This window comes from Sphingomonas jinjuensis (assembly GCF_014197105.1).
GTDB classification, from domain to species: domain Bacteria; phylum Pseudomonadota; class Alphaproteobacteria; order Sphingomonadales; family Sphingomonadaceae; genus Sphingomonas; species Sphingomonas jinjuensis.
In genome coordinates, this window is sequence record NZ_JACIEV010000001.1 from 633512 (window position 1) to 655764 (window position 22253).

Consider the following 22253-nt stretch of genomic DNA (forward strand, 5'->3'; position numbering starts at 1 on the left):
GAAGCTCTTATTGTGAGGGCTGAGGTGCTCCCGTTCCGGGAGGACTTGCACCAACGCATCGCATGACGGCGCGATACTGCAGTATCTTTGTGCCCACGGCATTGTCCGCGCGTTGCGTGACGAGGCTGGCGAAGTCGAGCTGGCCCGGGCACTTCATCCGCTCGGCCAGCCGTCGTCGCACCTCAGCTTCGCTGTCGGTTTTCATGAAGCCGGTCATCGAGACACCCTGTTGATCACCGATCATGGTCGGCACCGGAAAGTTCCAAGGTGTGGCGGCGCACGCCGTGGTCGCGATGGCCAGCATCAGCGTGGCAGCGGTACGTCCGCTCATCGCACTGGCTCCGAACCTTGCCCTTGTCGATCGTAGGATAGGGCCGCAGCATAGTCGGTGTCGTCGAGCCTTGTGGCATCGCTTCCGCACGCGCCGCTGACCTGCCGCCCGGCAATATCGCTGACGCTGCTCTTCTGCCCATATTTGCTCATGACGGAGCCTATCGTCGTTGGCTGCCCCGTAATGGTGGGCTTGTCGTAGAGGCCTGCGACCCCGTCCTTACCTAGCGGCAGCACAAAGGGCTGCCAACCATTGTAACCGCCCATGCGGTTGGTCACGTTGATGTCACCGCAGAAGGCTTTGAAGCGCTTGCTGCTTTGGACCAGCCGGACGGTACGGAAGCGGGCGCGGGGATAGTCGAGCAGGTTGTTGTCCAACTCACGGCGCGCCTCCGCGACGGCCTCGGCGTTCAGGGCGGGTGCGCTCTCCTTCTCTGCCGACGGTCGCGACGGTGCTGCCGCGGCCCTGCGCTGGGACAGCGCGTCGGTTGCTGGTGCCAAGGTAAGCATCAGCACACCCAGGCTCCCCAGCCCGGCGCGCATTACGTGGTAGGCGGTCATCTCTCACTCCCGCTGTCGTCGGCTTTACTGTCGACGATCAGTGACAGACTTCATGCTCGACGCGGCAGTGAAATCAACAGGAATGTCACTGATCGTCTGTAGATCGAACGTCGACAGCGCGGTCTTCATGGCCCTGTGGACATCCGCCAGCGCCTTGCCTCGAACCTGCGACGTTTGCGTGGGCAGCATGGCTGGAGCCAAGAGGATTACGCTGACCGCGCCGGCATCCACCGCACCTATGTCAGCGACATCGAGCGCGCGGCGCGCAACCCGACGATCACGATCGTCGAGAAGCTTGCGGTGCCGTTCGGTGTGTCGGCGAGTGATCTGATCGCCTGATCAATCTGAAGCGGCAGTAAAAAAGCTGCGTATGGATTGACCGGCCAATTGCGGGCTCCTGTCGGGCACAGGAGGTTTTGCGATGACCGATGACGAGAAGATACGGGCCTTCATGGCCGCGGCCGGAATGCTGCTCGAGGACTTGTCCGCGAGGCTGGTCCTGGAGCCAGCGAGCGCCGAACTGACCAGCGCCATGCGGGCGGCCGCGAACGACATTCTGACGATCGCCGATGCCGTCGACAGCATCCGACGCATGCAGCGCTATCCCGACTAATCCATCACGATGTTAAGCGAGGCTTAGCCGGCAAGAAGCTCACCGCCTGAGCGTTCCAGTCGGAGGGCCATTCACCTTCCAGGGTGAGACTGGCAGCCGTCACACCGGCGCGCTGCCGCCCCGCGAGGATGGCGTCGGTGACGCTAGGCGCGAGAAAGGCCAGGCGGACGACCCGGCTGATATAGGAGCTGGTTACTCCTTCCCGACCGGCGAGCTGGCTGATGCTGATGTCGCCGGCCCTCAGGATCGTCCACCAGCGACGCGCCTGGACGAGCAGCCGGACCAGCGCTTTGTCAGGTGTAGCTTGCGCGACCGCGCCGTTGTCCTGGACCAACCGGAGCGCGCGTCCTGAGCGGATCAGCCGAGCCGGACAGCTGATCTCGATGGTGGCCGGAGCATCGGCGTGCTGCGCAATCTGAAGGGCATCTGCCAGCGCCGCCGTTTCACACGTGAGGGTCACGGCTCGGTCGCCCACCTTCACCTCGTTGATAATGCCAGTCAGGATTGGCGAGCGCCGCTCGGTGACCGTGGCGGCCATGGCCGCGGCACGGGCGTGAAACGCTTCGACTTGGTGAACCGGGAGATCGAGCGACGCTGCCGCCGCAAGCTCGAACGGCTTTGTGAACAGATCTGCTACGGCGTCAGCGACAAGTCTTTCGATCTCACGCGCGGGCACGCGGAGGCCTGTGGTCGCGGTCGCGTGCTGAAGCGCGCGGCTGACATAATAGCGGTGTCGCACCTTGCCCTTGCACGCATGATTGGCGACCAGCGGTTCGCCGGCGTCATCGACGATTCTACCGGCGAGCGGGCTTGTCTCGGCTGCGGCCGCACGGCTGCGGTGACCCTGGAGATGGTCAGCGAGCATCGCCTGCGTCGCCGCGAACGTGTCCTCGTCGATGATCGGCTCGTGAAGACCGGAGTAGATCTTGTCCTTGTGTCCAATCTTACCCTGGTAGATCACGTTCTTGAGGATGGCGTAGAGCTGGCCGCGCGTGAAAGCCCCGCCGCCCAGCGGCTTACCGCTGATGCTGACGCGGGAGGGGATGGTAGTCCTCTCCGCTGCCAGCTCCTCTTGCAGCCGCCGCACGCTGCCGAGTGCGAGGTAGCGAGTGAAGATGTGGCGAATGAGCGCGGCATGTTCCTCGACGATGGTGAGGGTGCGGTCGTTCGGTTCATACCCGAGCGGCGGAGTGCCGCCCATCCACATGCCCCGCGCTTTGGACGCGGCGATCTTGTCGCGGATGCGCTCGGCGGTGACCTCGCGCTCGAACTGGGCGAATGACAACAGCATGTTGAGCGTCAGGCGTCCCATGCTGGTCGTCGTGTTGAACGACTGAGTCACTGACACGAAGCTGGTGCCTGCCGCATCGAACGTCTCGACCAGCTTGGCAAAGTCGAACAGCGAGCGCGTCAGCCGGTCGACCTTGTAGACGACGATGATGTCGACGCGGCCTGCCGCCACCTCGGCGAGCAGACGCTTGAGCGCAGGCCGCTCCAGCGTTCCGCCTGACAGGCCGCCGTCGTCATACACCTCGGGCAGCGCGATCCAGCCTTCGCTGGCCTGGCTGAGGATGTAGGCGCCGCACGCTTCGCGTTGCGCATCGAGGCTGTTGAAGCTCTGCTCCAAGCCCTCGTCCGACGACTTCCTGGTGTAAATGGCGCAGCGAACCGGCTTCATGCGGCGGCCGCCTTTTTCTTCAGGCCGAAGAAGGCGGGCCCCGACCAGCGGGTGCCGGTTATCGCACGGGCAACCTCCGACAGCGAGCGCCACTCGCGGTTGTCCCAGCGGATGACACCGTCCTCGCCGACGGTGACGACATGGATCTGGCCCTGCCACTCGCGAACCAGCCGCATGCCTGCCGTCGCAGCGCTCGTTCGCGTCTCACCCCGGCCGAGCTGATCGAGTGTCCGCGTCGTGGCGCGGGACAGGCCGCCGGTTGCCCTTGCCTGGATCTCCCAGGCAAGGGCGAGGCGCAGCATCTTGGGGCTGACCTGGGGAGCGGGGCCGCCGACCAGCGCTGTCCAACGGGCGCGTAGCGCGGGCGAAGCCAGTGTCTCCAGCTCAGCTATCGCGGCGGAAGTGCTCACGCCGGCGGTCATTGTGCTGCACTCAGCAGGCGATAGCCGGTGACGCCGTCGCATTTGATCCGTTGGATGGAGTGGCGCTTCTTGCGCAAGCCGGTGATCGCGGCGCGGATGGTGTGCGGTAGCCAGCCGGTCGCCTCCATGAGGTCGGGCAGCAGCACACCATCGGGCTGTGCCAGCAGCTCCAGCACCTGGGCGATCTTAGTGGGCGCCTTCTCGACGTCGACGATCTCGGGCAGCGAAACTGGCGTGTGCCCGGGCAGGGCCTCACCCTCCTCGTCGATGCCGATCGCGGCGAGGCCAGCGGCGGTGATGTAGGCGCCGTAGCGGACATCGCCGTCCGTGCGGTTGACCTCGGCCTGGTCAATCGTCTCTCGCTCCTCGACCAGCCCGTGGCGGATCAGCGAGACGATGGACTTGGCCGCTCCGCCGCCGGGCTTGAGGCTGCCGTGGGTAGGACGGATGCTGCCGCTCTTGCGCTGGGAAGCGGCGCTGAGGAGGATGCGCTGGGTATCGGTGAGGGTGATCATGGTGGTGTCTCCGGCGGGAGACAGCCCTGTTGCTGCTCCCACCGGCCACAGCCCCGGTGAGCGGATCACCTGGGGCAGCGGGGCGACTCGATCTCGCGTCCGTGTGCATCCGCTGTCGCTCTGGTGCGCGGCCAAGTCGAATGGAATGTGCAGCGGAAGAGCGGAGAGGTTGAATATTCGACGGCTAATCGGCGGTTCGGCGATTGCCGGTCATTGTGGCGGTGGCCGGTCACGCACTTTCGCCGGTCGCAATGTTCCACATACAGAGACGATCGTAGGGCTAATCGTGATGGAAAATCGCCAGTCCGCTTTCAGACGGCGATCGCGAGAGAGAGGATGGTCGCGCAAGCGGCGGGGGCACTGGGACTATTATACCTACCGTTGGAGGAAAGCGCTCCCTCCGCCAGGGGGCGGTCAGCTATCAAACGCTGCTGCCCAGCCAGTCGGCGAGTAAGGGGGTTCGATGCCTCAAGACAGGGAGACGCTGCCTGCCCGGTGCCTCTAGCCAAGGGGCGACCATACTTGGCTCTCCAAGCGCCCGCAGACGTAAACCTTCAGCATGATTAAGGTACTCCGGATGACATTGGTGACGCCAGGTCACCGCGCCCTTGCCATTTCGCAACTTTAACGCTCGACGAGCCCACCTCAGACTTCCTCCTGTGGAGCGGGATCCACGCAGCACGGTCGGGATGGCGAGAGTCGGTCGACACAGGGGAGAATGGCAATGACGGTGAACCTCGGATCAAGGCGCGTTCTCGCGGCGTCGAGTGTATCACTCATCGTGCTCTGCTGGGCGTCGGCGGCAGTTGCGCAGGACGCGGCGCAGATGACCCCGCAAGCGCAGCAGCAGGATGCCTCCCAAGATCAGGTGCCGGGCCGCGTTACCGAACCCGCGACCAGCGACGACATCATCGTCACCGCAACCAAGCGGTCGGAATCGCTTTCCAAGGTTCCAATTTCTATCACGGCCTTCTCGCAGGAGAATATGGACTCCCGCGGTATTCGCGACATTCGTGACGTGGTTGCGCAGACGCCAGGATTGGATATCAGCCGGGGAGCCGGCGGGTCGGGCAGTCAGACACGCTTCATCATCCGCGGCATCGATTCCAACGCCGGTGCGGCGACCTCCGCCATCTACATCGACGACACGCCGATCCAGACCCGCAACTCTTCACTGAATTACAACGGCACGACTATCCCTTTCATCTTTGATGTCGAACGCGTCGAAGTGCTGCGCGGGCCGCAGGGGACGCTGTTCGGCGCCAGCGCCCAGGGCGGCGCGGTGCGCTTCATCACGCCGACGCCCAGCCTTACGCAATACAGCGCCTACGGCCGCGCCGCGGTGAACGTCGTGGATGGTGGGGGCACCGGCTATGAGGCGGGTGCTGCCCTTGGCGGTCCGATCGTCAACGACGTGCTCGGCTTTAGGGCGAGCGTCTACCGCAGGTACAATGCCGGCTGGATCGACCGTCAGAGCTGGCTCGACCCTAACGATCGCAAAGAGAACGCCAACAGCGACCAGACATTTGTCGCGCGGGGCTCGCTGCTGTTCCGGCCGACGGATTGGCTATCGATCGCGCCCAGCGTCACCTATCAAGAGCTGAAGTTCGACGACCGTGCCGACTTGTGGACGCGGTGTCCCGCGTCGACCGGGTCTCCTGGCAGCACCGGCACTCTGAACCCCTGTCCGCTTGGCGCGTCGGACCCGCAGAATGGCAAATTCCTGAGCTATTCGCCTGTCGCTCAACCGAGCACGGATCGATTCGTCCTACCGTCGCTGAAAGTCGTCGGCGAGTGGGGTTCAACGTCGGTTACATCCGTGACGTCGCTGTTCCGGCGGCACGTCACCGACCTCAACGACGCGACGTACATCAACGCGCGCAATTACTTCGGCAACGCCTATCTTTTCCCGATCACGCCAACCGTTCCGCGCACGATCGGCACGCAGAACCCGGACACTCACCAGCGCTTGTTCGCACAGGAGCTGCGTATATCGGGTGGCGAAAGCGACGCCTTGATCCGCTATACCGCCGGCCTCTATTACTCGCGCAGCTCGGTGGAAACGTCGCTGCCGATCACGCTGCCGACCTATTCAGCGCTCTATCTGTACCGCTTCGGTCGCACGCCGGAGCAGGCGGGGATCCCCCCTCGCGTCGGCGATGCGATCTATTTCGGCAACGAATACACAACCGAGCAGGAAATCGCCGCTTTTGCCAACGTCGATTTCCGCGTGACGAACCGTCTGACCGCCACCATCGGGGGACGCTATTCACGCAACAAGCTGGACTTCGACGTTACCGAGCGCGGCGTGTCCTATCCGCCGCTCGGCATCTCCCGCTATCAGGGCCAGCAACGCTCGCATCCCTTCCTGCCCAAGGCAAGCCTGTCGTTCCAGGCGACGCGGGACACGCTCTACTATGCGACCTACTCGGAGGGTTTCCGCACCGGCGGCGTGAACAGGGCGCTCCCCGATGTCTGCCAGGCGGAGGCGCAGCAGCTCGGCCTCAACGCCCGCGACTTCTCTCCGGACAAGACTAAGAGCTACGAAATCGGGTCGAAGGGGAGGGTACTGGGCGGAACCTTGTCCTACGAGGCCAGTGCCTATTACGTGCAGTGGCAGAACATCCAGCAGCAGCTTCGACTGCAATGCCTGTTCGCGTTGGTGCAGAACACGGCGGAAGCGACCAGCAAGGGCTTTGACCTCAACTTGACGCTTCGCCCTTCGCGCAGCCTGACCGTGGGGTTCGGGGTAGGCTATGTCGACGCCAAGTACGACCAGACGATCCTCATCGGGACGGCGCCGCAGGTGCTCGCCGATCAGACGCTTGGCGCCACCCCCTGGACCGTCAACAGCAACGTCGAATATCGTTTCCACGTGGGGCGGCAGGAAGCCTTCGTCCGCGCTCAGTACAATCTCAAATCGGTCAACAAGGGGTTGTTCCTGTTTCAGGAGCCGACCGCGACGACCTACGATCCGACGCGCATCTATCCCAATGATTTCCGAAGTTTGGATCTGCGTGCAGGAGTGGACGTCGGGCAGGTCAACGTTTCGGTCTATGCCGAGAATGTGTTGAACGACAACGGATACCTCGTGAATGCTCCAACTTACGTCCGTGGCCCGCTCTGGCGCGGCGCCGCGGCCCGCCCGCGGACAATCGGGCTCCAACTGATCGCGCGGTACTGACCGTGGCGAGCGCACGCTGGGTGGCGTTAATCGCGATTGCGGCGCCGACGCTTGCTGCGCCGGTGCAGGCGGAGACAAGGCCTGCGCAAACGGCTGCCGCCCCCGAGGTCAGAGGAACGTGGGAACTCGACGCGGGAGCGTCGGCCCACGAACGCGTCATCGGTGAGACCGTCGTGATCGGTGGCGATGAGACGAACGTCACCTACTCCGCCACTGTCCGTTTCCAGGGCAAGGTGACGGGTGCCCGGTTCGCAGCCACGGTGGATGGGCCCGAGGTGCCGCTGATGTCACTGGCCGGGAACGTCGTCGGACGTGCCCGCATCCGTCGTCTGCCCTCTGGGCGCACGATCACGGAAATGACGCCGGACGTGGGGATCCGGCGCATCATCGAGCATCGCGTCTCGATCGATGGCAAAACCCTGCTCAGCCTGCTCTACGATCCGTCCGGCGCCGTGCTGTCGATCCTGGTGTTTAGGCGCACTGTCTGAGCTTCGCCGGGCAGTAGCCGACGCGCGAGATCGTCGAGGAAGTCGATCACCGCCCGAACTGCGGGCATCGCGCGCTGGTCGCGGTGGACCGACAGCCAATAGCTCCGCTTCTCCGCCGCCGATGCCAGCACGCGTACCAGCCGGGGGTCTTCGGCCGCCACATAGCTGTGCAGCCATCCCAGCCCCGTGCCGCCCACCACCGCGGCATATTGTGCCGCGCTGGACGTGGACCGGAAGATCACGGGCGCGACAGGCCCCTCGACGCGCAGTTGCGGAAGATCGACCAGATCCTCGATATAGCCCACCATCCTATGCGACGCGAGATCGCCGATCGTGCGCGGCGTGCCCCAGGCCGACAAATAGGACGGTGCCGCGTATAGGCCGAGGTCATAGTCCGCGAGCCGGCGCGCGTGGAGTGGGCCATGGTCCGGCAGGCGCAAGGTGATGGCGATGTCCGCGTCGCGGTTCGCCAGCCGGACGTCGCGCGATTCGGGCACCAGTTCTAAGCGAAGATGCGGATGTGCGTCGCGGAGGGCGGCGGCGTTGGGCGCGATGATATGGGTGCCGAGCGTCTCCGGCGTCGCGATCCTGACCGTGCCCCGCACCATCGTGTCGCCCGCGCTCGCTTCGGCCTGCGCCGCCAGCACCTGAACCTCGATCCGCTCCGCTCGCGCCAGCAGCGCCTGGCCGGCATCCGTCAGCTGAATGCCCCGCGGCGTGCGGTTCGCAAGACGGATCGCCAGCGTCTCCTCCAGCGCCGCCAGGCGCCTGGCGACTGTCGTCTGATCCACGCGGAGGTGCCGTGCGGCGCGGCTGAGTCCGCCGGCGCGCCCGACCGCCAGAAAGAGCCGTAGATCATCCCAATCCGGCACCGGCATCAGCGCAGCGCCGTCCTGCGATCCTGCCCATTTCCGGTCGCTGCCGCGCGCCGTACCCATCCGCCCACACAGACGGAGGATCGGCCATGCGCGTCATCGGCAATTTCATCGACGGTCAGCACCGGAACGGCGGGGCCGGACGCCTCGGCGACGTTTTTGCACCCGATACCGGCGAGGTTCAGGCGCAGGTCGCCATGTCTACCCCTCGGGAACTCGACCAGGCAGTGGCGGTCGCGGCGGCGGCGCAGCGTGACTGGGCGGCGACGAATCCGCAACGTCGCGCTCGCGTGCTGTTCCGGTTCAAGGAGCTTATCGAGCGCGAAATGGACGCGCTCGCCGCGATGCTCTCGCGCGAACATGGCAAGGTGCTCTCGGACGCTCGGGGTGACATCCAGCGCGGCCTGGACGTTGTGGAGTTCGCCTGCGGCATCCCGCATCTGCTGAAGGGAGAGTATACCGAAGGCGCCGGGCCCGGGATCGACGTCTATTCGATGAAGCAGCCGCTGGGCGTCGTTGCGGGCATCACGCCCTTCAACTTCCCTGCGATGATCCCGCTGTGGATGCTTGCGCCGGCGATCGCCTGTGGCAATGCCTTTATCCTGAAGCCGTCCGAGCGGGACCCGTCGGTGCCGATCCGGCTCGCCGAGCTGGCGATCGAGGCGGGACTGCCGCGCGGCGTGCTGAACGTGGTGCAGGGTGACAAGACGATCGTCGATGCCATCTGCGACCACCGCGATATCAAAGCGGTGAGCTTCGTCGGATCCTCCGATGTCGCCAATTACGTCTATGGGCGCGGCGCCGCGGCGGGCAAGCGGATGCAGTGCATGGGCGGCGCCAAGAACCATGGCATCGTCATGCCGGATGCCGACGTGGACCAGGCGGTCGCGGACATTCTGGGCGCCGCTTACGGATCTGCCGGGGAGCGCTGCATGGCGCTTCCCGTGGTGGTGCCGGTCGGCGCGGCGACGGCGGAGGCGGTGCGCAGCGCGCTGGTCCGCGAAATCGCCGGCCTGCGTGTCGGTACGTCGAACGACCCGGACGCAGACTATGGTCCGCTCGTCACCGCCGCGCATCGCGAACGCGTGGAGGCGTATATCGCTGTGGCGGCCGAGGAGGGGGCGGAGCTCGTCGTCGATGGGCGCGGCTTCGCGCTTCAGGGTTACGAGCAGGGCTTCTTCATGGGCCCGACGTTGATCGATCACGTCCGGCCCCACCATCGCAGCTATGTCGAGGAGATCTTCGGCCCCGTGCTTCAGATCCTGCGCGCCGATACGTTGGAAGAGGCGATCGGCCATGCGACGCGCCACCAATATGGTAACGGCGCAGCGATCTTCACGCGCAGCGGCGCCGCCGCGCGCGAGTTCGCCGCTCGGGTCGAGGCGGGCATGGTGGGGATCAACGTGCCGATCCCGGTGCCGGTATCCTACCACAGCTTCGGCGGATGGAAGCGTTCGGGCTTCGGTGACCTCAATCAATATGGCGTCGATGGCATCCGCTTCTACACGCGCACCAAAACGGTGACCCAGCGCTGGCCGTCGGACGACAGCGCGGCGCAGAGCAGCTTCGTCATTCCGACGATGGAGTGACCGAGGGCGGGGGAGCGCCGTGTTGCTCCCCCGCTTCCGCCGCTCAGGCGGCGGCGCGCACATGCGCGCAGACCAGCTTGTGGTGGAGATAGTCGTCCATCCCCAGGTGCGATCCTTCCCGGCCCAACCCCGAATCCTTGATGCCGCCGAACGGCGCCACCTCGGTCGAAATCAGCCCGGTATTCTGGCCTACCATCCCATATTCGAGCGCTTCCGCCATCCGCACGCTGCGATCGGCATTGCTGGTGAAGAAATAGGCGGCAAGCCCGGCGCGGGTGCCGTTGGCGATCCCCAGCGCCTCCGCTTCGGTTTCGAAGCGTACCAGGCCCGCCACGGGGCCGAAGGTTTCCTCGCGACACAGCAGGGCGTCCGCCCTCACGTCGCGAAGTACGGTAGGGGCGAAGAAATGCCCGGGGCGATCGAGCGCGCTGCCTCCGGTCAGGACCTCAGCGCCGCGAGCAACCGCATCGTCGACGTGCGCGCGCGATTTCGCCACCGCGCGTGCATCGATCAACGGCCCCTGATCGGTACGGCCTTCGAGGCCAGCGCCAACCACCATCGCCTTCACGCGGTCGGCCAACGCGTGCGCGAAGCGATCGTAGATGCCGGACTGCACCAGCAAGCGGTTGGCGCAGACGCAGGTCTGGCCCGTATTGCGAAACTTGGATGCGATGGCGCCCTCCACCGCGGCATCCAGATCGGCGTCGTCGAACACGATGAAAGGCGCGTTTCCGCCCAGCTCGAGCGACACGCGCTTGACCGTCCCCATGCAGGCCGCCGCCAGCATCTTGCCTACCGCAGTAGAGCCGGTGAAGGTGAATTTTGCGACCCGCGGATCGCCGGTCAGCACCGCACCGATCGCGGCCGCGTCGCCGGTCACGACGTTGAACACGCCGGCGGGAATTCCGGCCTCTTCCCCCAACACGGCAAGCGCCAGCGCGGACAGCGGGGTCAGCTCCGATGGCTTGAGCACAACCGTACAGCCTGCGGCGAGTGCCGGCCCTACTTTGCGGGTGATCATCGCCAGGGGAAAGTTCCACGGCGTCACCGCGCCGACGACGCCGACCGGCTGACGCAGAACGGCAAGGCGTTTGTCTGCCAGATGCGGCGTCAGCAATTCGCCGCGTACCCGCTTCGCCTCTTCGGCGAACCATTCCAGGAACGAGGCGGCGTAGACGACCTCCCCTTGCGCCTCTGCCAAGGGCTTACCCTGTTCCGCAGTCATCAGGCGAGCCAGATCGTCGGCATGGGCAAGCATCATTTCGTGCCAGTGTCGCAACGCTCGTGCGCGCTCCTTGCCAGTCCGCGCACGCCATGCCGGCAGTGCGTTGGCGGCGGCATCGACGGCCTGAGTGGCGGCATCGTCTCTAAGGTTCGGAACCATGCCAACCAGTGACCCGTCAGCGGGGTTGGTGACCGGAATCGTTTCCAATCCGTTCACCCAATGCCCATCGATGTAGCTACCGTTCCGCAGAAGGTCGGCGCGAGCGAGGGGAACAGAAGTGACGGCAACGCTCACGCTGGTGCCGCCTCGCTGCCGACCCCTTCCTTGGGGGCGGCGGGCGCGTCACGCATCAGCGCGGTGTCCAGTGCGGTCAGTCCCTCGTCCAGAACGGCATCGCTGACGGTCAGGGGCACGAGGATGCGGATCGTCTCCCCCTGCGTTCCGCACGACAGCAGGATCAGCCCGGCCTCCAGCGCCCGGGCACAGACCGCTTTCGCGCCATCTCCATCCGGAGCGTCCGTGTCGGGATCGACGATGTCGAAGCCGATCATCGCGCCGTGGCCACGCAGATTCGCCACCGCAACGTTGCCGTTGCGCCGGGCGGCGGCCTCGATACGGTCGCGGATGGTGCCGCCCATGACCGCTGCACGTTCGGCGAGTCCCTCCTGCTCGATCACGTCCAGTACTGCCAGCGCCGCGGCGCAGGCAACGGGCGAGCCGCCATAGGTGCCGCCCAGCCCGCCCGGATCAACCGCATCCATCACCGCCGCGCGGCCGATCACCCCCGAGAGCGGGAACCCCCCCGCCATCGATTTGGCAATGCAGATGAGATCCGGCTCCACGCCGCCGTGTTCGATCCCGAACATGCGACCCGTCCGGGCGAAGCCGGTCTGCACTTCGTCGGCGATCAAAAGGATGCCGTGCTTGTCGCACCGCTCGCGCAGTGCGCGCAGCAGGTCGGGCGGAGCGGGATTGAAGCCGCCTTCGCCTTGGATCGGTTCGATGATGATCGCGGCGACCTGCATGGGATCCACGTCCGCTGCGAACAGCATGTCGAGCCCGCGCAGACTGTCGGCCGTGTCGATGCCCTTGCCCGGGATCGGAAAGGGAATGTGATGGATGTCCCCGGGGAATGGCCCGAAGCCGCGCTTGTACGGCATCACCTTGCCCGTCATCGCGGAGGCCAGCAACGTCCGACCGTGGAAGCCGCCGGCGAAGGCGATTACGGCGGGCCGCCGTGTCGCCGCGCGGGCGATCTTCACGGCATTCTCGGTCGCTTCCGCTCCCGTGGTGAACAGGATCGTCTTCGCCGGGCCGGTGAACGGCGCGATCGCGTTCAGGCGCTCGGCGAGAGCGACATAGCTTTCGTACGGTGCGACCTGGAAGGCGGTGTGGGTGAAGCGGTTGAGCTGCGCGCGCACCGCCGCCATCACGGCGGGGTGGCGGTGGCCGACGTTCAGCACCGCGATCCCGCCCGCGAAGTCGACGAAGCGCCGACCTTCCACGTCCCAGAGTTCGGCATTTTCCGCACGGTCGGCGTAGATGGCGGTGGAGGAGCCCACGCCGCGGGGCACGGCCGCGCTGCGGCGCGCGGCGAGGTCAATGTTCGTCGTCATTCCTGGACTCCCCGGGGGTTCAGCGGGCGGTGGTAGAAGGAAAGGCTCGGTCGTAGCGGACCTTGCCGTCGAGGATGGTCATCTCGACCGGGATCTCGGACAGCTTTGTCTTGGGCGTGGTCAGGGGATCGCGCCCGAGCACGACGAAGTCGGCGAGCTTGCCAGGCTCGATGCTGCCCAGCGACTTCTCCAGGAAGTTCGCCTCCGCCGCCCAGATCGTGAACATCTTTATCGCTTCCATGACCGTGATGGCCTGTTCCGGCTGGACGATCTTGCCGTATTTGGTGTCGCGCGCCACCGCGCGCTGGATCGAGAACAGAGGGTTGGTGGCGAACGGCTGAGTTCCGACATTGTCGACGCCACCGGAAGGGTGGAGGCCGAGGTCGATCAGACGGCGCAGCGCAAAGAACTGCACGTCCGGTTCCCGGATATTGGTGTCGGTGAGGCGCCACAGGAACGCTACCTGGGCAGACGGGATGATCCGATCAGCGACCATCCGGCGCAGGCGTTGTTCGGTGCGGGCCGGATCCTGAACCAAAAAGTGGCCGAAATGCTCGATACGATCGCGCGCGTCGGGACGGGGAGCGGCTTTCTGCGCGGCTTCGTAGGCGTCCAGCGTCATGTCCTGCGCGCGGTCGCCGTTGGCGTGAATCTCCACCTGCCAACCAGCCTTATGCGCGGCGACGATCTCGCGGGTCAATTGATCCCGATCGCGGCTGGTGCCGCCGGTGTTGTTGGGCGTAAAGGTCGTCCCGGATCCGTTCCAGAACGGCTTATAGACCGCCGCGGTGGTTCCCCACACACCATCGAGAATGATCTTCACCGCGCCCAGCATCAGCGTGTCGTCCCCCAAGCCGGTGCGCATGCCGGTGGTGAGAAGAGCGTCGAGCTGTTCGGGCTGGCGAATGAATGGGTTCATGCGGACGCGGGTTGGCAGCGCGCCCTCGTCCCTCAGATCCTGATACATTCGATACGCCTCGGCGGTGGAAAGGTCCGACACCGTCGTGACGCCCCGATTCAGATAGAAGTCGCGCAGGACGTTTCGCAGCGCTTCCTTCTTCTGCGCGTAAGGGAAGGGCGTGGCAGGGAAGTCGACCTTGTAGTCGCGGATGATCGTGACTTCGCCGTCTTTGTTTCGCTCGAGCCGTCCGGTCGAACCCTTAGGCGGATCCGGGAAGGTGCGGTCGAGCTTCAAGGCCACGGCTGCGGCGTGGTTGATGAGATTGTCGTGCGCGCTCCAGTCGAGACGGACCGGATTGTCGGGAAATGCCGCGTCGAGTTCCGCGCGCGTCGGCATCACCTGATTGTAGGTGCCGTTGCCGCGCAGCCACGCGCCGGCAGGAAGCGCCTTCTGCGCTTCCTTCAGTCGCGCGATAATCGCCTTGCCGTCCTTGAGCGGCGGTGCCTGGATATCGATCGTATGCGCCTGGACGTCCGCCATCCCCTCGACGTGCGAATGGGCGTCGATGAAGCCCGGAAGCAGCGCGCGCCCCTTGAGATCGATCACCTTCGTCGCAGGGCCGACCCAGCCGTCGGTGTCGCCCACCGCGACGATGCGATTGCCCAGGATCGCGACGGATCGTGCAATCCGTTCCTTCGGATCGACGGTGATGACCTTCGCATTGACGAGCACGAGGTCCGCGCCGCCATGGGCGGGTGCCGTCTGCGCGTGTCCGGTCGCGCTTAACAGCAGGGCCGAAGCGATCGCACCAAAGGATGTGGAAAGTCGCATGGGTGTCTCCATCGGGCGTCGCCTTCTTCGTCGCGAGCGGGGCAAGAAAGCGGTAGGCGCAAAATTGCAGCCCACTGGTGACCCTTGGTCAACACGTGCAACGCGGACCGTGATCGGGGCCGAGGCGTTGACATGACGACACCGGCGTTCATCATCAAGCTGCGACAACGGCTTATCATGGATCGTGCAGCGATGGGGGTAAGACAGTCACGGCCCGGGCTCACCCCGGCGCAAAGGCGCGCACTGCCGCCCTTCGCCGCGATCCGCGCGTTCGAGGCGATCGGGACTTACGGCGGTATTCGCCGTGCTGCGGTCGCGATGTCGCTCGATCATGCCGCCGTCAGCCGCCATCTGCGCGCGCTGGAACAATGGGCCGGCGTGCCGCTGGCGGATCGCGGATCGGGCGGACTGACGCGAGAAGGTGAGCGGTTCCATCAGCGCATCTGCGCGGCGCTCGGCGAACTTGCCTCCGCCAGCGCCGAACTGACTCACCGCAACGACGATCGCCATCTGCGCGTCTGGTCCGTCCCCGGAATCGCATCGCAATGGCTCATCGAGCGATTAGGTGGGTTCAGCGCGCTTCATCCGGATGTGGAGCTGGAGGTGCAGCCGACCGACAACGTGCCCCTATTCGCATCGCACGAGGCAGACGCACACATCTCCTACACGATCGACGGAGAGACGCCCCCTACGCTCGACACCGATACGCGATCGGTAGAGATCCTGCGACCGCGGATCATCGCGGTGGCAAGTCCAGAATTTAGTCGCCGCATCGGCAGCGTGGACAGCCCTGCGACGTTGCTCGATGCGCCGCTGCTGCACGAATCGGATACGGGCCAATGGCGACGGTGGTTCCGCGCGCATGGCGTCGAAGTGGGCGACACGCTGGGCGGCGCGAAGCTGTGGCACGCGCACATGACCGTGGCAGCGGCGCGGCGAGGGCAGGGCATCGCGCTGACGAACCGCCTCCTCGTCGCCGACGATCTAGAGCGCGGGTCGCTTGTCGAGATCGGGGAATTTCCGCCGGTTTCACTCGGCGGCTATGTCTTTACCGCGCGTCGCGATCGTTGGCAGGAGCAGGTGATCCAGGGCTTCCGCCGCTGGCTGGAGAAGGCGATGGCCGAGGCGCAGGCATGATCGACCGATGGTGACCGCGAGTCACCGGCATCTGGACACTTGTCATCTTTGCGCGATCGGATCCACCGGACACGATCGCTTTGTGACACCGCTTCCGCTTCCGACGCGACCCTCGAGGCGCAGTGCGCTCGCCGGCCTCGTTGCCTGCGCCGCGCTGGGCGGATGCGAGCCGCCGCGAGCAAAGGGGGCGTTGCGGATTGGTTCGTCGCCGACCGGCGTGCCATTCAGCTTCGTCGATCCGGCAACAAACGCGCTGACCGGGTCGATGATCGATATGGCGATGGCGGTGACGGCTTCGGCGGGGATTCCGGCGGACACCGCGATTACCCCTTTCGCCGCTCTCATCTCCTCGCTGCTCACCCGTCGCATCGATCTGATCGCTGCGGCGATGCTGCGAACGCCGGAGCGCGAGAAGATCGTCGCCTTCAGCGAGCCGCTGTACGATTATGGCGGCGGTCTCGTGGTGCGTCGCGACGCCGGGCCGTTCCGGGATCTCGCGGCCGTCCAGCGGTTGCGCGTCGGCGCGCAAGTCGGCACCCGCTTCACCGATCAGTTGACGGAGGCCGGCGTCGCTGACGTTGCCACGTACGAGAGCCTGTCGGACGTATTGCGCGACCTGGATCATGGGCGGCTCGACGCCGGCTATGGGGACGAGCCGGTGCTCGCTTATCAACTGCGGGTACGCCCACGTGAGGGGTTGCGCCTCGCACGGGAATTCGTCTCGCCCGGGAAAGAGGCGCTATGCCTCATCATGCGTCGGGGTGATCCGGTGATGGCGCGCGTGAACGAGGCGATCGGTCGCTTGAAAGACACGCGGCTCGCGACAATCAGGGCGCATTGGGGACTGGACGGATGAACGAGTTCCTGACGGACGCGGCCTTGTTTTTGCCGGTTCTACTACGCGGGCTTTGGACGACCATCCTGCTGACCCTGTGTGCGCTGGTGGTCAGCGTGATGTTGGGGCTGGTCTGGGCTACGATGGCGCGGGCACGTTTCGGACCACTCCGCGCCGCGGCGGCGACGATCATCAACGTCGTGCGGGGCATCCCGATCATCGTTCAGCTCTTTTGCGTTTACTTTGTGCTGCCCGAGGCGGGGATCAATCTTTACCCTTTCGCGGCGGGCGTTATCGGGCTTGGCCTTGCCTATTCCGTCTATCAGGCGGAAAATTTCCGTGCCGGGTTCGAGGCCGTCGACCCAGCACTGCTGGAGGCGGCGAAATCGCTCGGCATGGATGATCGGCTGGCGATGCGGCGCGTGGTCCTGCCGCTAGGCATTCGCATCGCGCTGCCCCCGTTCGGCAACACCACCGTCATGCTGCTGAAGGACTCCTCTATCGCCTCCACCATCACCATCGCTGAGCTGACCCGCGCCGGACAACTTCTCGCGATCTCGACCTTCAAGAATGGCACGGTCTACGTGTTGATCGCCTTGCTCTATCTCGCCGCCAGCCTGCCACTGGCGGCCGGCGTTCGGATGCTCGAGCGACGGATGGCGACGCGATGATCGCGATCGAGGGCATCCACAAGGCATTCGGTGCCAATCACGTCCTGCGCGGCGTCACCTTCACGGTCGAGGCCGGGGAAGTGGTGTGCCTGATCGGCCCCTCGGGATCGGGCAAGTCCACCGTGCTGCGCTGCATCAACGGGCTGGAGCGAGCGGATAGCGGATCGATCCGGGTGGCCGGGCAGGAACTGGGCGACGCGACGCTCCCCGCGATCCGGCGATCGGTGGCGATGGTGTTCCAACGCTTCAACCTATTTCCCCATCGTACCGTGCTGGAGAACGTCGTCGAAGGGCCGGTCCACGTTCTGAAAGAACCGCGCGCCGAGGCAGAGGCGCGAGGCCGCGACCTGCTCGCGCGCGTGGGGATGGGCGATCGCGCCGACGAATTCCCCATGCGCCTGTCGGGCGGCCAGCAGCAGCGCGTCGGCATCGCTCGCGCGCTGGCGATGCGGCCGCAGGCGGTGTTGTTCGACGAGCCCACTTCCGCGCTCGACCCCGAGCGTGTGGGCGAGGTGCTGCAGGTCATGCGGTCGCTGGCGGAAGAGGGAATGACGATGATCGTCGTCACCCACGAGATCGCCTTCGCCCGAGAGGTCGCCGACCGCGCCATCTTCATGGACGGAGGCACGGTCGTTGAGCAGGGGGCCGCGCGCGCGATGCTGACCGATCCGCAGGAGCCGCGTACGCGGCTGTTCCTCGACCGGGTGCTGCGGCCACTCTGATCTGGTGACATCCGGACACCGGCGAGACCGGCGAACGCAACTTCAGTCACCGCCGCCACTGCCCCAGCGTGACTCGACCGCACGGGGCGAGGAGGATGTTGTGGCAGCGATCAGGATCAGGTCAGGCGAGGCGTTCGACGCGCTGGGCGAGGGAAAGCCGGTTCCCGCACCGATCGGCGAGCCGGTCTCGCAGGTTCGATCCATGTCGCAGACGTCCGCCAGCGCGTCGACCTCGCGCTGCGGGGTATGGGAGTGCACGCCCGGCCGCTGGCGCCGCCAGGTTACCCAGGCCGAGTTCTGCCATTTCCTCGAAGGTGATTGCGTGTTCCAGCCCGACGACGGCGAACCGATCGCGATCGCGGCAGGCGACATCGTCTATTTCCCGGAGAACAGCTCCGGCGTGTGGGATATTCGCTCGACCAGCCGCAAGGTCTTCGTCCTGTTCGACGAAAGCCGTCGCGCATGAGCGAGGCGCGCGATGCCAGTGCCTATCGCCGAACCAGCTTCTGGCTGGAGACGACGCCGGACGATCTGACCCCGCGCGCCGCCGTCGCTGGCGACCTGACGGTCGATGTCGCCATACTCGGCGGCGGCTTTTCTGGGTTGTGGACGGCCTATCACCTGCTGCGTGACGATCCCACGATGGACGTGGCCATCGTAGAGCGCGATATCGTCGGCTACGGTGCGTCTGGGCGCAACGGCGGTTGGTGTTCGCCGCGATTCCCCGTCGACCCTGCGCCGCTCATCAAGACGTTCGGCATTGAGCGGGCACGCCGCACGATCCTGGCGCTTCAGTCGTCGGTTGAGGAGATCGGCACGATCACGAAGCGGGAGGGGATCGACGCGCATTACGTTCCCGGTGGCTTGCTGAGCGTCGCGATCGGAGATCACCAGCTTCCCGGCCTCGCCGCCACGCTCGCCACCTATCGGCAACTGGGGCTCGGCGAGGGCAATCGCCTGCTGGACGCTGCGGAAGCGCGCGAGCGGGTCAGCGTGCAGGGGATGGCCGGCGCGCTCCGGACCGAAGCGGGGGCTTCGATCCATCCCGGCAACCTCGTCCGAGGCCTGGCGCGCGCAGTCGAGCGGCTCGGCGGCACCATCTATGAGCGCACCGCGGTCGAGGGCGTGGAAGCCGGCAGCTCTCCGCGTTTGGTCACCGCGAACGGTAGCGTCCGCGCCCGCCGGGCCCTCATCGTCGCGGCCGAGGCCTATCTCCCCGGCCTGCCGGCGTTCCGGCGTCATGTCCTGCCGATGTCGTCGATGATCGTGCTGACCAACCCGTTGCCGGCGGATGTATGGGAGGAGATCGGCTGGGCGGGACACGAAAGCCTCAGCTCGCAATCACACCTAAAGAACTATCTGACCCGCACCGCCGACGGGCGGATTCTGTACGGCAGTCGCGGCGCGCTCTACACCTATGGATCGACGACGCCAGACGTGACGTCCGAAAGCGCGCTCTTCTACGATTGGATGCGCGATAGCCTGTGCGGCTGGTTCCCCTCGGTGGCTCGGGTCGGCTTTTCTCATGCGTGGGGCGGATATTTGGGCGTACCGCGCGACTGGATGCCCACCGTCAACTTCGATCCCGCTGCGAAGATCGGGCGCCTTCACGGCTATACCGGACGGGGCGTGTCGACGAGCCATCTCGCAGGCAAGCTGCTTGCGGGTCTGATCAGCGGCAAAGCGAGCGGGCTGGAGGATCTGCCGATGCATCGCGCCCGTACACGGCGTTGGGAGCCCGAGCCGCTCCGCTGGCTTGGTGTCCGCTACGTTCAGAGCGCATTCGGGCGGATCGATCGGGCGGAACAGGAAGGACGGCCCGCGCCCTGGGACGCCTCCTTCGCCACCTATCTGGGGGAACAGTGACGCCGATGTCTGACGCCTCGCCAATCTTTAGCCGCATCGCGCAGCTCTGCGCCGCGCTCGTCTTGGCGGTTACGGCGGGAAGCTGCGCCCGTTCTCCCACTCCCGACGGCGGGGACGGCAGCGAATGGACCAGCACGGGACGGACCAACGACGAACAACGCTTCAGCCCGCTGTCGCAGATCGATGCCACGAACGTGGGGCGGATGGGCTTGGCTTGGTACGACGATTTCAATCTGTCGCGTGGAGAAGAAGCGACACCCCTAGTGATCGACGACGTGCTCTACGTCTCGACGGCGTGGAGCATGGTCAAGGCGTATGACGCCGCCACGGGCAAGCCCCTGTGGTCCTTCGATCCGGAGGTGCCTCGGGCTCAATTGGTCAAGGCGTGCTGCGACGCGGTCAATCGCGGCGTCGCGGCGTGGAAGGGCAAAATCTACATTGCGACGCTGGACGGGCGCTTAATCGCGTTGAACGGAAAGACTGGCAAGCCGGTATGGAGCGTTCAGACCACCGACCCGAGCGTGCCCTACACGATCACCGGGGCGCCCCGCATCATCAAGGGCAAGGTGATCATCGGGAACGGCGGTGCGGAATTGGGCGTGCGCGGCTATGTCGGCGCCTACAACGCAGAAACGGGGCGGAAGATCTGGCGCTTCTACACCGTACCGGGCGAGCCGGGGAAGGCTGACGGGGAAGTGTCGGACCGGCCGATGCAGATGGCGGCGAAGACCTGGTCGGGCGACGCCTGGTGGCGCCAGAAGGCGGGGGGCGGCACGGCATGGGATGCCTTCGCCTATGACCCTGAACTCGACCTGCTCTACATCGGCACGGGTAATGGTTCCCCCTGGTCGCGTGCGGCGCGCAGCGAGGGGAAGGGCGACAATCTGTTCCTTTCCTCGATCGTCGCGGTGCGGCCCGATACCGGCGAATACGTCTGGCATTATCAGGAGGTGCCGGGCGACGAATGGGACTATACTGCCACCCAGCACATCATCCTCGCCGACCTGAAGATCGGCGGCTCGGTGCGCAAGGTGTTAATGCAGGCGCCGAAGAACGGCTTCTTTTACGTCATCGATCGCGCCACGGGAAAGCTCATCTCGGCCGAGAAATACGTTCCCGCGAATTGGGCCGAGCGGATCGACGTTGCTACAGGGCGCCCGGTCGAAAACCCGGCGGCGCGGTACAGCGAGTTGGGCAAGCCCTTCTACGCCACCCCCAGCTCGCTCGGTGGGCATAATTGGCCGCCGATGGCGTATAATCCGGGGACCGGGCTGGTCTACATTCCGGCGCAGGAGCTGTCGGTGCTGTTCGTCGCCGACCGGACATTCCGCAAGTCGCCGATCGGCTACAATACCGCGACGAAGCTGGGCACCCGGGACGCATCGCTGAAGCCCCCGATACCAGCGGCGAAGGGATATCTGCTGGCTTGGGATCCGGTGCGCCAGCGCGAGGTGTGGCGGGCGCCGCGCGACACATTTGGAAATGGCGGCGTGCTGACCACTGCCGGCGGGCTGGTGATCCAGGGCACGGGGACCGGTTTCCTAAAGGTCATGCGCGCGAGCGACGGCAAAGAGCTCTGGTCGCAATGGCTGCAGGCCGGGGTGCTGGCGGCGCCCATGACCTACAGCGTCAAGGGCCGGCAATATGTCGCCGTCCTCGCCGGCTGTGGCGGCGTCTACGGCTCCGCCTGCCGCATGGTCGACAAGGACGGACGCCGGCCGAACTTGGACCGGCTGCTCGTCTTCGCGCTCGATGGCAGGGCCAAGCTTCCGCCTGCGCCCGCGGCACAACCGATGGTGTTGAACCCACCCCCCGCAACCGCCAGCGCTGCGGCGATGGAGCGCGGAAAGGGGCTCTATACTCGCTACTGCGCGGTGTGCCATGGCTACGATGCCGTCAGCCTCGGGAACCAGCCTGACCTGCGCTACAGCCCGTTGCTAGGCGAAGAGGCTTGGTTCTCGGTACTGCGGGAAGGCGCCTTGAGCGGTTCGGGGATGGCGAACTTTGCCGACGTGCTGGATCGTCAGGACGCCGCCGACATCCGCTACTATTTGATCGGCAAGGCGCATGATCGCCGCAAGAACGCGCCCGCCGCCGCGTCCAAAAACGCGGAACATTCGAGCTGATCCGCGTCAGGCCGGTTTACCGCGGGTTTTCACAAGGGCCGCGTCTAGGGAGAGGGAGTGCTTTTCGA

Annotated in this window: 21 protein-coding genes; 12 read left to right on the forward strand and 9 right to left on the reverse strand. The window is 65.7% G+C overall.

Features of this window, described 5'->3' with window-relative positions:
* Positions 1–7 precede the first annotated feature (7 nt).
* Entirely contained in the window at positions 8–331 is a 324-nt protein-coding gene (locus tag GGQ80_RS03100; RefSeq protein ID WP_183982381.1) for a hypothetical protein, read from the reverse strand.
* Complete coding sequence (locus GGQ80_RS03105; protein ID WP_183982383.1) at positions 328–891, reverse strand: hypothetical protein; 564 nt, start codon at positions 889–891, stop codon at positions 328–330. Before GGQ80_RS03105 ends, GGQ80_RS03100 begins: the two co-directional genes overlap by 4 nt.
* A gap of 135 nt (positions 892–1026) precedes the next feature.
* Between GGQ80_RS03105 and GGQ80_RS03110 the strand changes: the two genes are divergently transcribed.
* Positions 1027–1230 carry a helix-turn-helix domain-containing protein gene (locus GGQ80_RS03110; RefSeq protein ID WP_183982385.1) on the forward strand — a complete coding sequence of 68 codons (204 nt, stop codon included), beginning with the start codon at positions 1027–1029 and terminating at the stop codon, positions 1228–1230.
* Between the two features lie 82 nt (positions 1231–1312).
* Complete coding sequence (locus tag GGQ80_RS03115; RefSeq protein WP_183982386.1) at positions 1313–1504, forward strand: hypothetical protein; 192 nt, start codon at positions 1313–1315, stop codon at positions 1502–1504.
* 4 nt (positions 1505–1508) lie between these two features.
* On the opposite strand, the gene GGQ80_RS03120 is transcribed toward GGQ80_RS03115, so the two are convergent.
* Genes GGQ80_RS03120 through GGQ80_RS03130 form a run of 3 tightly spaced genes read right to left on the reverse strand, consistent with a single transcriptional unit; the run spans position 1509 to position 4119 of the window.
* Positions 1509–3182 (reverse strand): recombinase family protein, encoded by a 1674-nt coding sequence (locus GGQ80_RS03120; RefSeq protein ID WP_183982387.1) that lies wholly within the window; start codon positions 3180–3182, stop codon positions 1509–1511.
* Positions 3179–3592, reverse strand: coding sequence for a DUF2924 domain-containing protein (locus GGQ80_RS03125; RefSeq protein WP_343050784.1), 414 nt, complete (start codon positions 3590–3592; stop codon positions 3179–3181). Before GGQ80_RS03125 ends, GGQ80_RS03120 begins: the two co-directional genes overlap by 4 nt.
* 8 nt (positions 3593–3600) lie before the next feature.
* Complete coding sequence (locus GGQ80_RS03130) at positions 3601–4119, reverse strand: DUF3489 domain-containing protein (protein ID WP_183982389.1); 519 nt, start codon at positions 4117–4119, stop codon at positions 3601–3603.
* A gap of 724 nt (positions 4120–4843) precedes the next feature.
* On the opposite strand from GGQ80_RS03130, the gene GGQ80_RS03135 reads away from it, so the two are divergent.
* Both GGQ80_RS03135 and GGQ80_RS03140 read left to right on the forward strand, forming a co-directional pair.
* Entirely contained in the window at positions 4844–7303 is a 2460-nt protein-coding gene (locus tag GGQ80_RS03135; RefSeq protein WP_183982390.1) for a TonB-dependent receptor, read from the forward strand.
* 2 nt (positions 7304–7305) lie between these two features.
* Positions 7306–7791, forward strand: coding sequence for a hypothetical protein (locus GGQ80_RS03140; RefSeq protein ID WP_183982391.1), 486 nt, complete (start codon positions 7306–7308; stop codon positions 7789–7791).
* Here the strand turns inward: GGQ80_RS03140 and GGQ80_RS03145 are convergent.
* On the reverse strand, positions 7737–8729 hold the full coding sequence (locus tag GGQ80_RS03145) for a LysR family transcriptional regulator (RefSeq protein ID WP_221364131.1): 993 nt from the start codon (positions 8727–8729) through the stop codon (positions 7737–7739). The genes GGQ80_RS03140 and GGQ80_RS03145 overlap by 55 nt on opposite strands.
* A gap of 26 nt (positions 8730–8755) precedes the next feature.
* On the opposite strand from GGQ80_RS03145, the gene GGQ80_RS03150 reads away from it, so the two are divergent.
* Positions 8756–10255 carry a CoA-acylating methylmalonate-semialdehyde dehydrogenase gene (locus tag GGQ80_RS03150; RefSeq protein WP_183982392.1) on the forward strand — a complete coding sequence of 500 codons (1500 nt, stop codon included), beginning with the start codon at positions 8756–8758 and terminating at the stop codon, positions 10253–10255.
* A gap of 43 nt (positions 10256–10298) precedes the next feature.
* On the opposite strand, the gene GGQ80_RS03155 is transcribed toward GGQ80_RS03150, so the two are convergent.
* The 3 genes from GGQ80_RS03155 to GGQ80_RS03165 are packed head-to-tail and all read right to left on the reverse strand — an operon-like array spanning position 10299 to position 14840.
* Positions 10299–11774 (reverse strand): NAD-dependent succinate-semialdehyde dehydrogenase, encoded by a 1476-nt coding sequence (locus GGQ80_RS03155; RefSeq protein ID WP_343050787.1) that lies wholly within the window; start codon positions 11772–11774, stop codon positions 10299–10301.
* A complete protein-coding gene (gene gabT / locus GGQ80_RS03160) occupies positions 11771–13096 on the reverse strand; it encodes a 4-aminobutyrate--2-oxoglutarate transaminase (RefSeq protein WP_183982393.1) in 1326 nt (441 codons plus the stop codon). The genes GGQ80_RS03155 and gabT overlap by 4 nt, the downstream gene beginning before the upstream one ends.
* A 19-nt stretch (positions 13097–13115) precedes the next feature.
* Positions 13116–14840: an amidohydrolase gene (locus GGQ80_RS03165; protein ID WP_183982394.1), complete on the reverse strand. Its 1725-nt coding sequence runs from the start codon at positions 14838–14840 to the stop codon at positions 13116–13118.
* A 120-nt stretch (positions 14841–14960) separates the two neighbouring features.
* On the opposite strand from GGQ80_RS03165, the gene GGQ80_RS03170 reads away from it, so the two are divergent.
* From GGQ80_RS03170 to GGQ80_RS03200, 7 genes are all read left to right on the forward strand, one after another.
* The gene (locus tag GGQ80_RS03170) at positions 14961–15965 is read left to right on the forward strand and encodes a LysR substrate-binding domain-containing protein (RefSeq protein WP_183982395.1); all 1005 of its coding nucleotides are present in this window, start codon (positions 14961–14963) and stop codon (positions 15963–15965) included.
* A gap of 7 nt (positions 15966–15972) precedes the next feature.
* Positions 15973–16821 carry a substrate-binding periplasmic protein gene (locus GGQ80_RS03175; protein WP_183982396.1) on the forward strand — a complete coding sequence of 283 codons (849 nt, stop codon included), beginning with the start codon at positions 15973–15975 and terminating at the stop codon, positions 16819–16821.
* Positions 16818–17471: an amino acid ABC transporter permease gene (locus GGQ80_RS03180; RefSeq protein WP_183982397.1), complete on the forward strand. Its 654-nt coding sequence runs from the start codon at positions 16818–16820 to the stop codon at positions 17469–17471. The genes GGQ80_RS03175 and GGQ80_RS03180 overlap by 4 nt, the downstream gene beginning before the upstream one ends.
* Entirely contained in the window at positions 17468–18193 is a 726-nt protein-coding gene (locus tag GGQ80_RS03185) for an amino acid ABC transporter ATP-binding protein (protein ID WP_183982398.1), read from the forward strand. The genes GGQ80_RS03180 and GGQ80_RS03185 overlap by 4 nt, the downstream gene beginning before the upstream one ends.
* A 100-nt stretch (positions 18194–18293) precedes the next feature.
* Complete coding sequence (locus GGQ80_RS03190; RefSeq protein WP_221364133.1) at positions 18294–18659, forward strand: cupin domain-containing protein; 366 nt, start codon at positions 18294–18296, stop codon at positions 18657–18659.
* Positions 18656–20059 carry an NAD(P)/FAD-dependent oxidoreductase gene (locus GGQ80_RS03195; RefSeq protein WP_183982399.1) on the forward strand — a complete coding sequence of 468 codons (1404 nt, stop codon included), beginning with the start codon at positions 18656–18658 and terminating at the stop codon, positions 20057–20059. The genes GGQ80_RS03190 and GGQ80_RS03195 overlap by 4 nt, the downstream gene beginning before the upstream one ends.
* A gap of 5 nt (positions 20060–20064) precedes the next feature.
* Entirely contained in the window at positions 20065–22185 is a 2121-nt protein-coding gene (locus GGQ80_RS03200; RefSeq protein WP_183982474.1) for a PQQ-dependent dehydrogenase, methanol/ethanol family, read from the forward strand.
* Positions 22186–22253 lie beyond the last annotated feature (68 nt).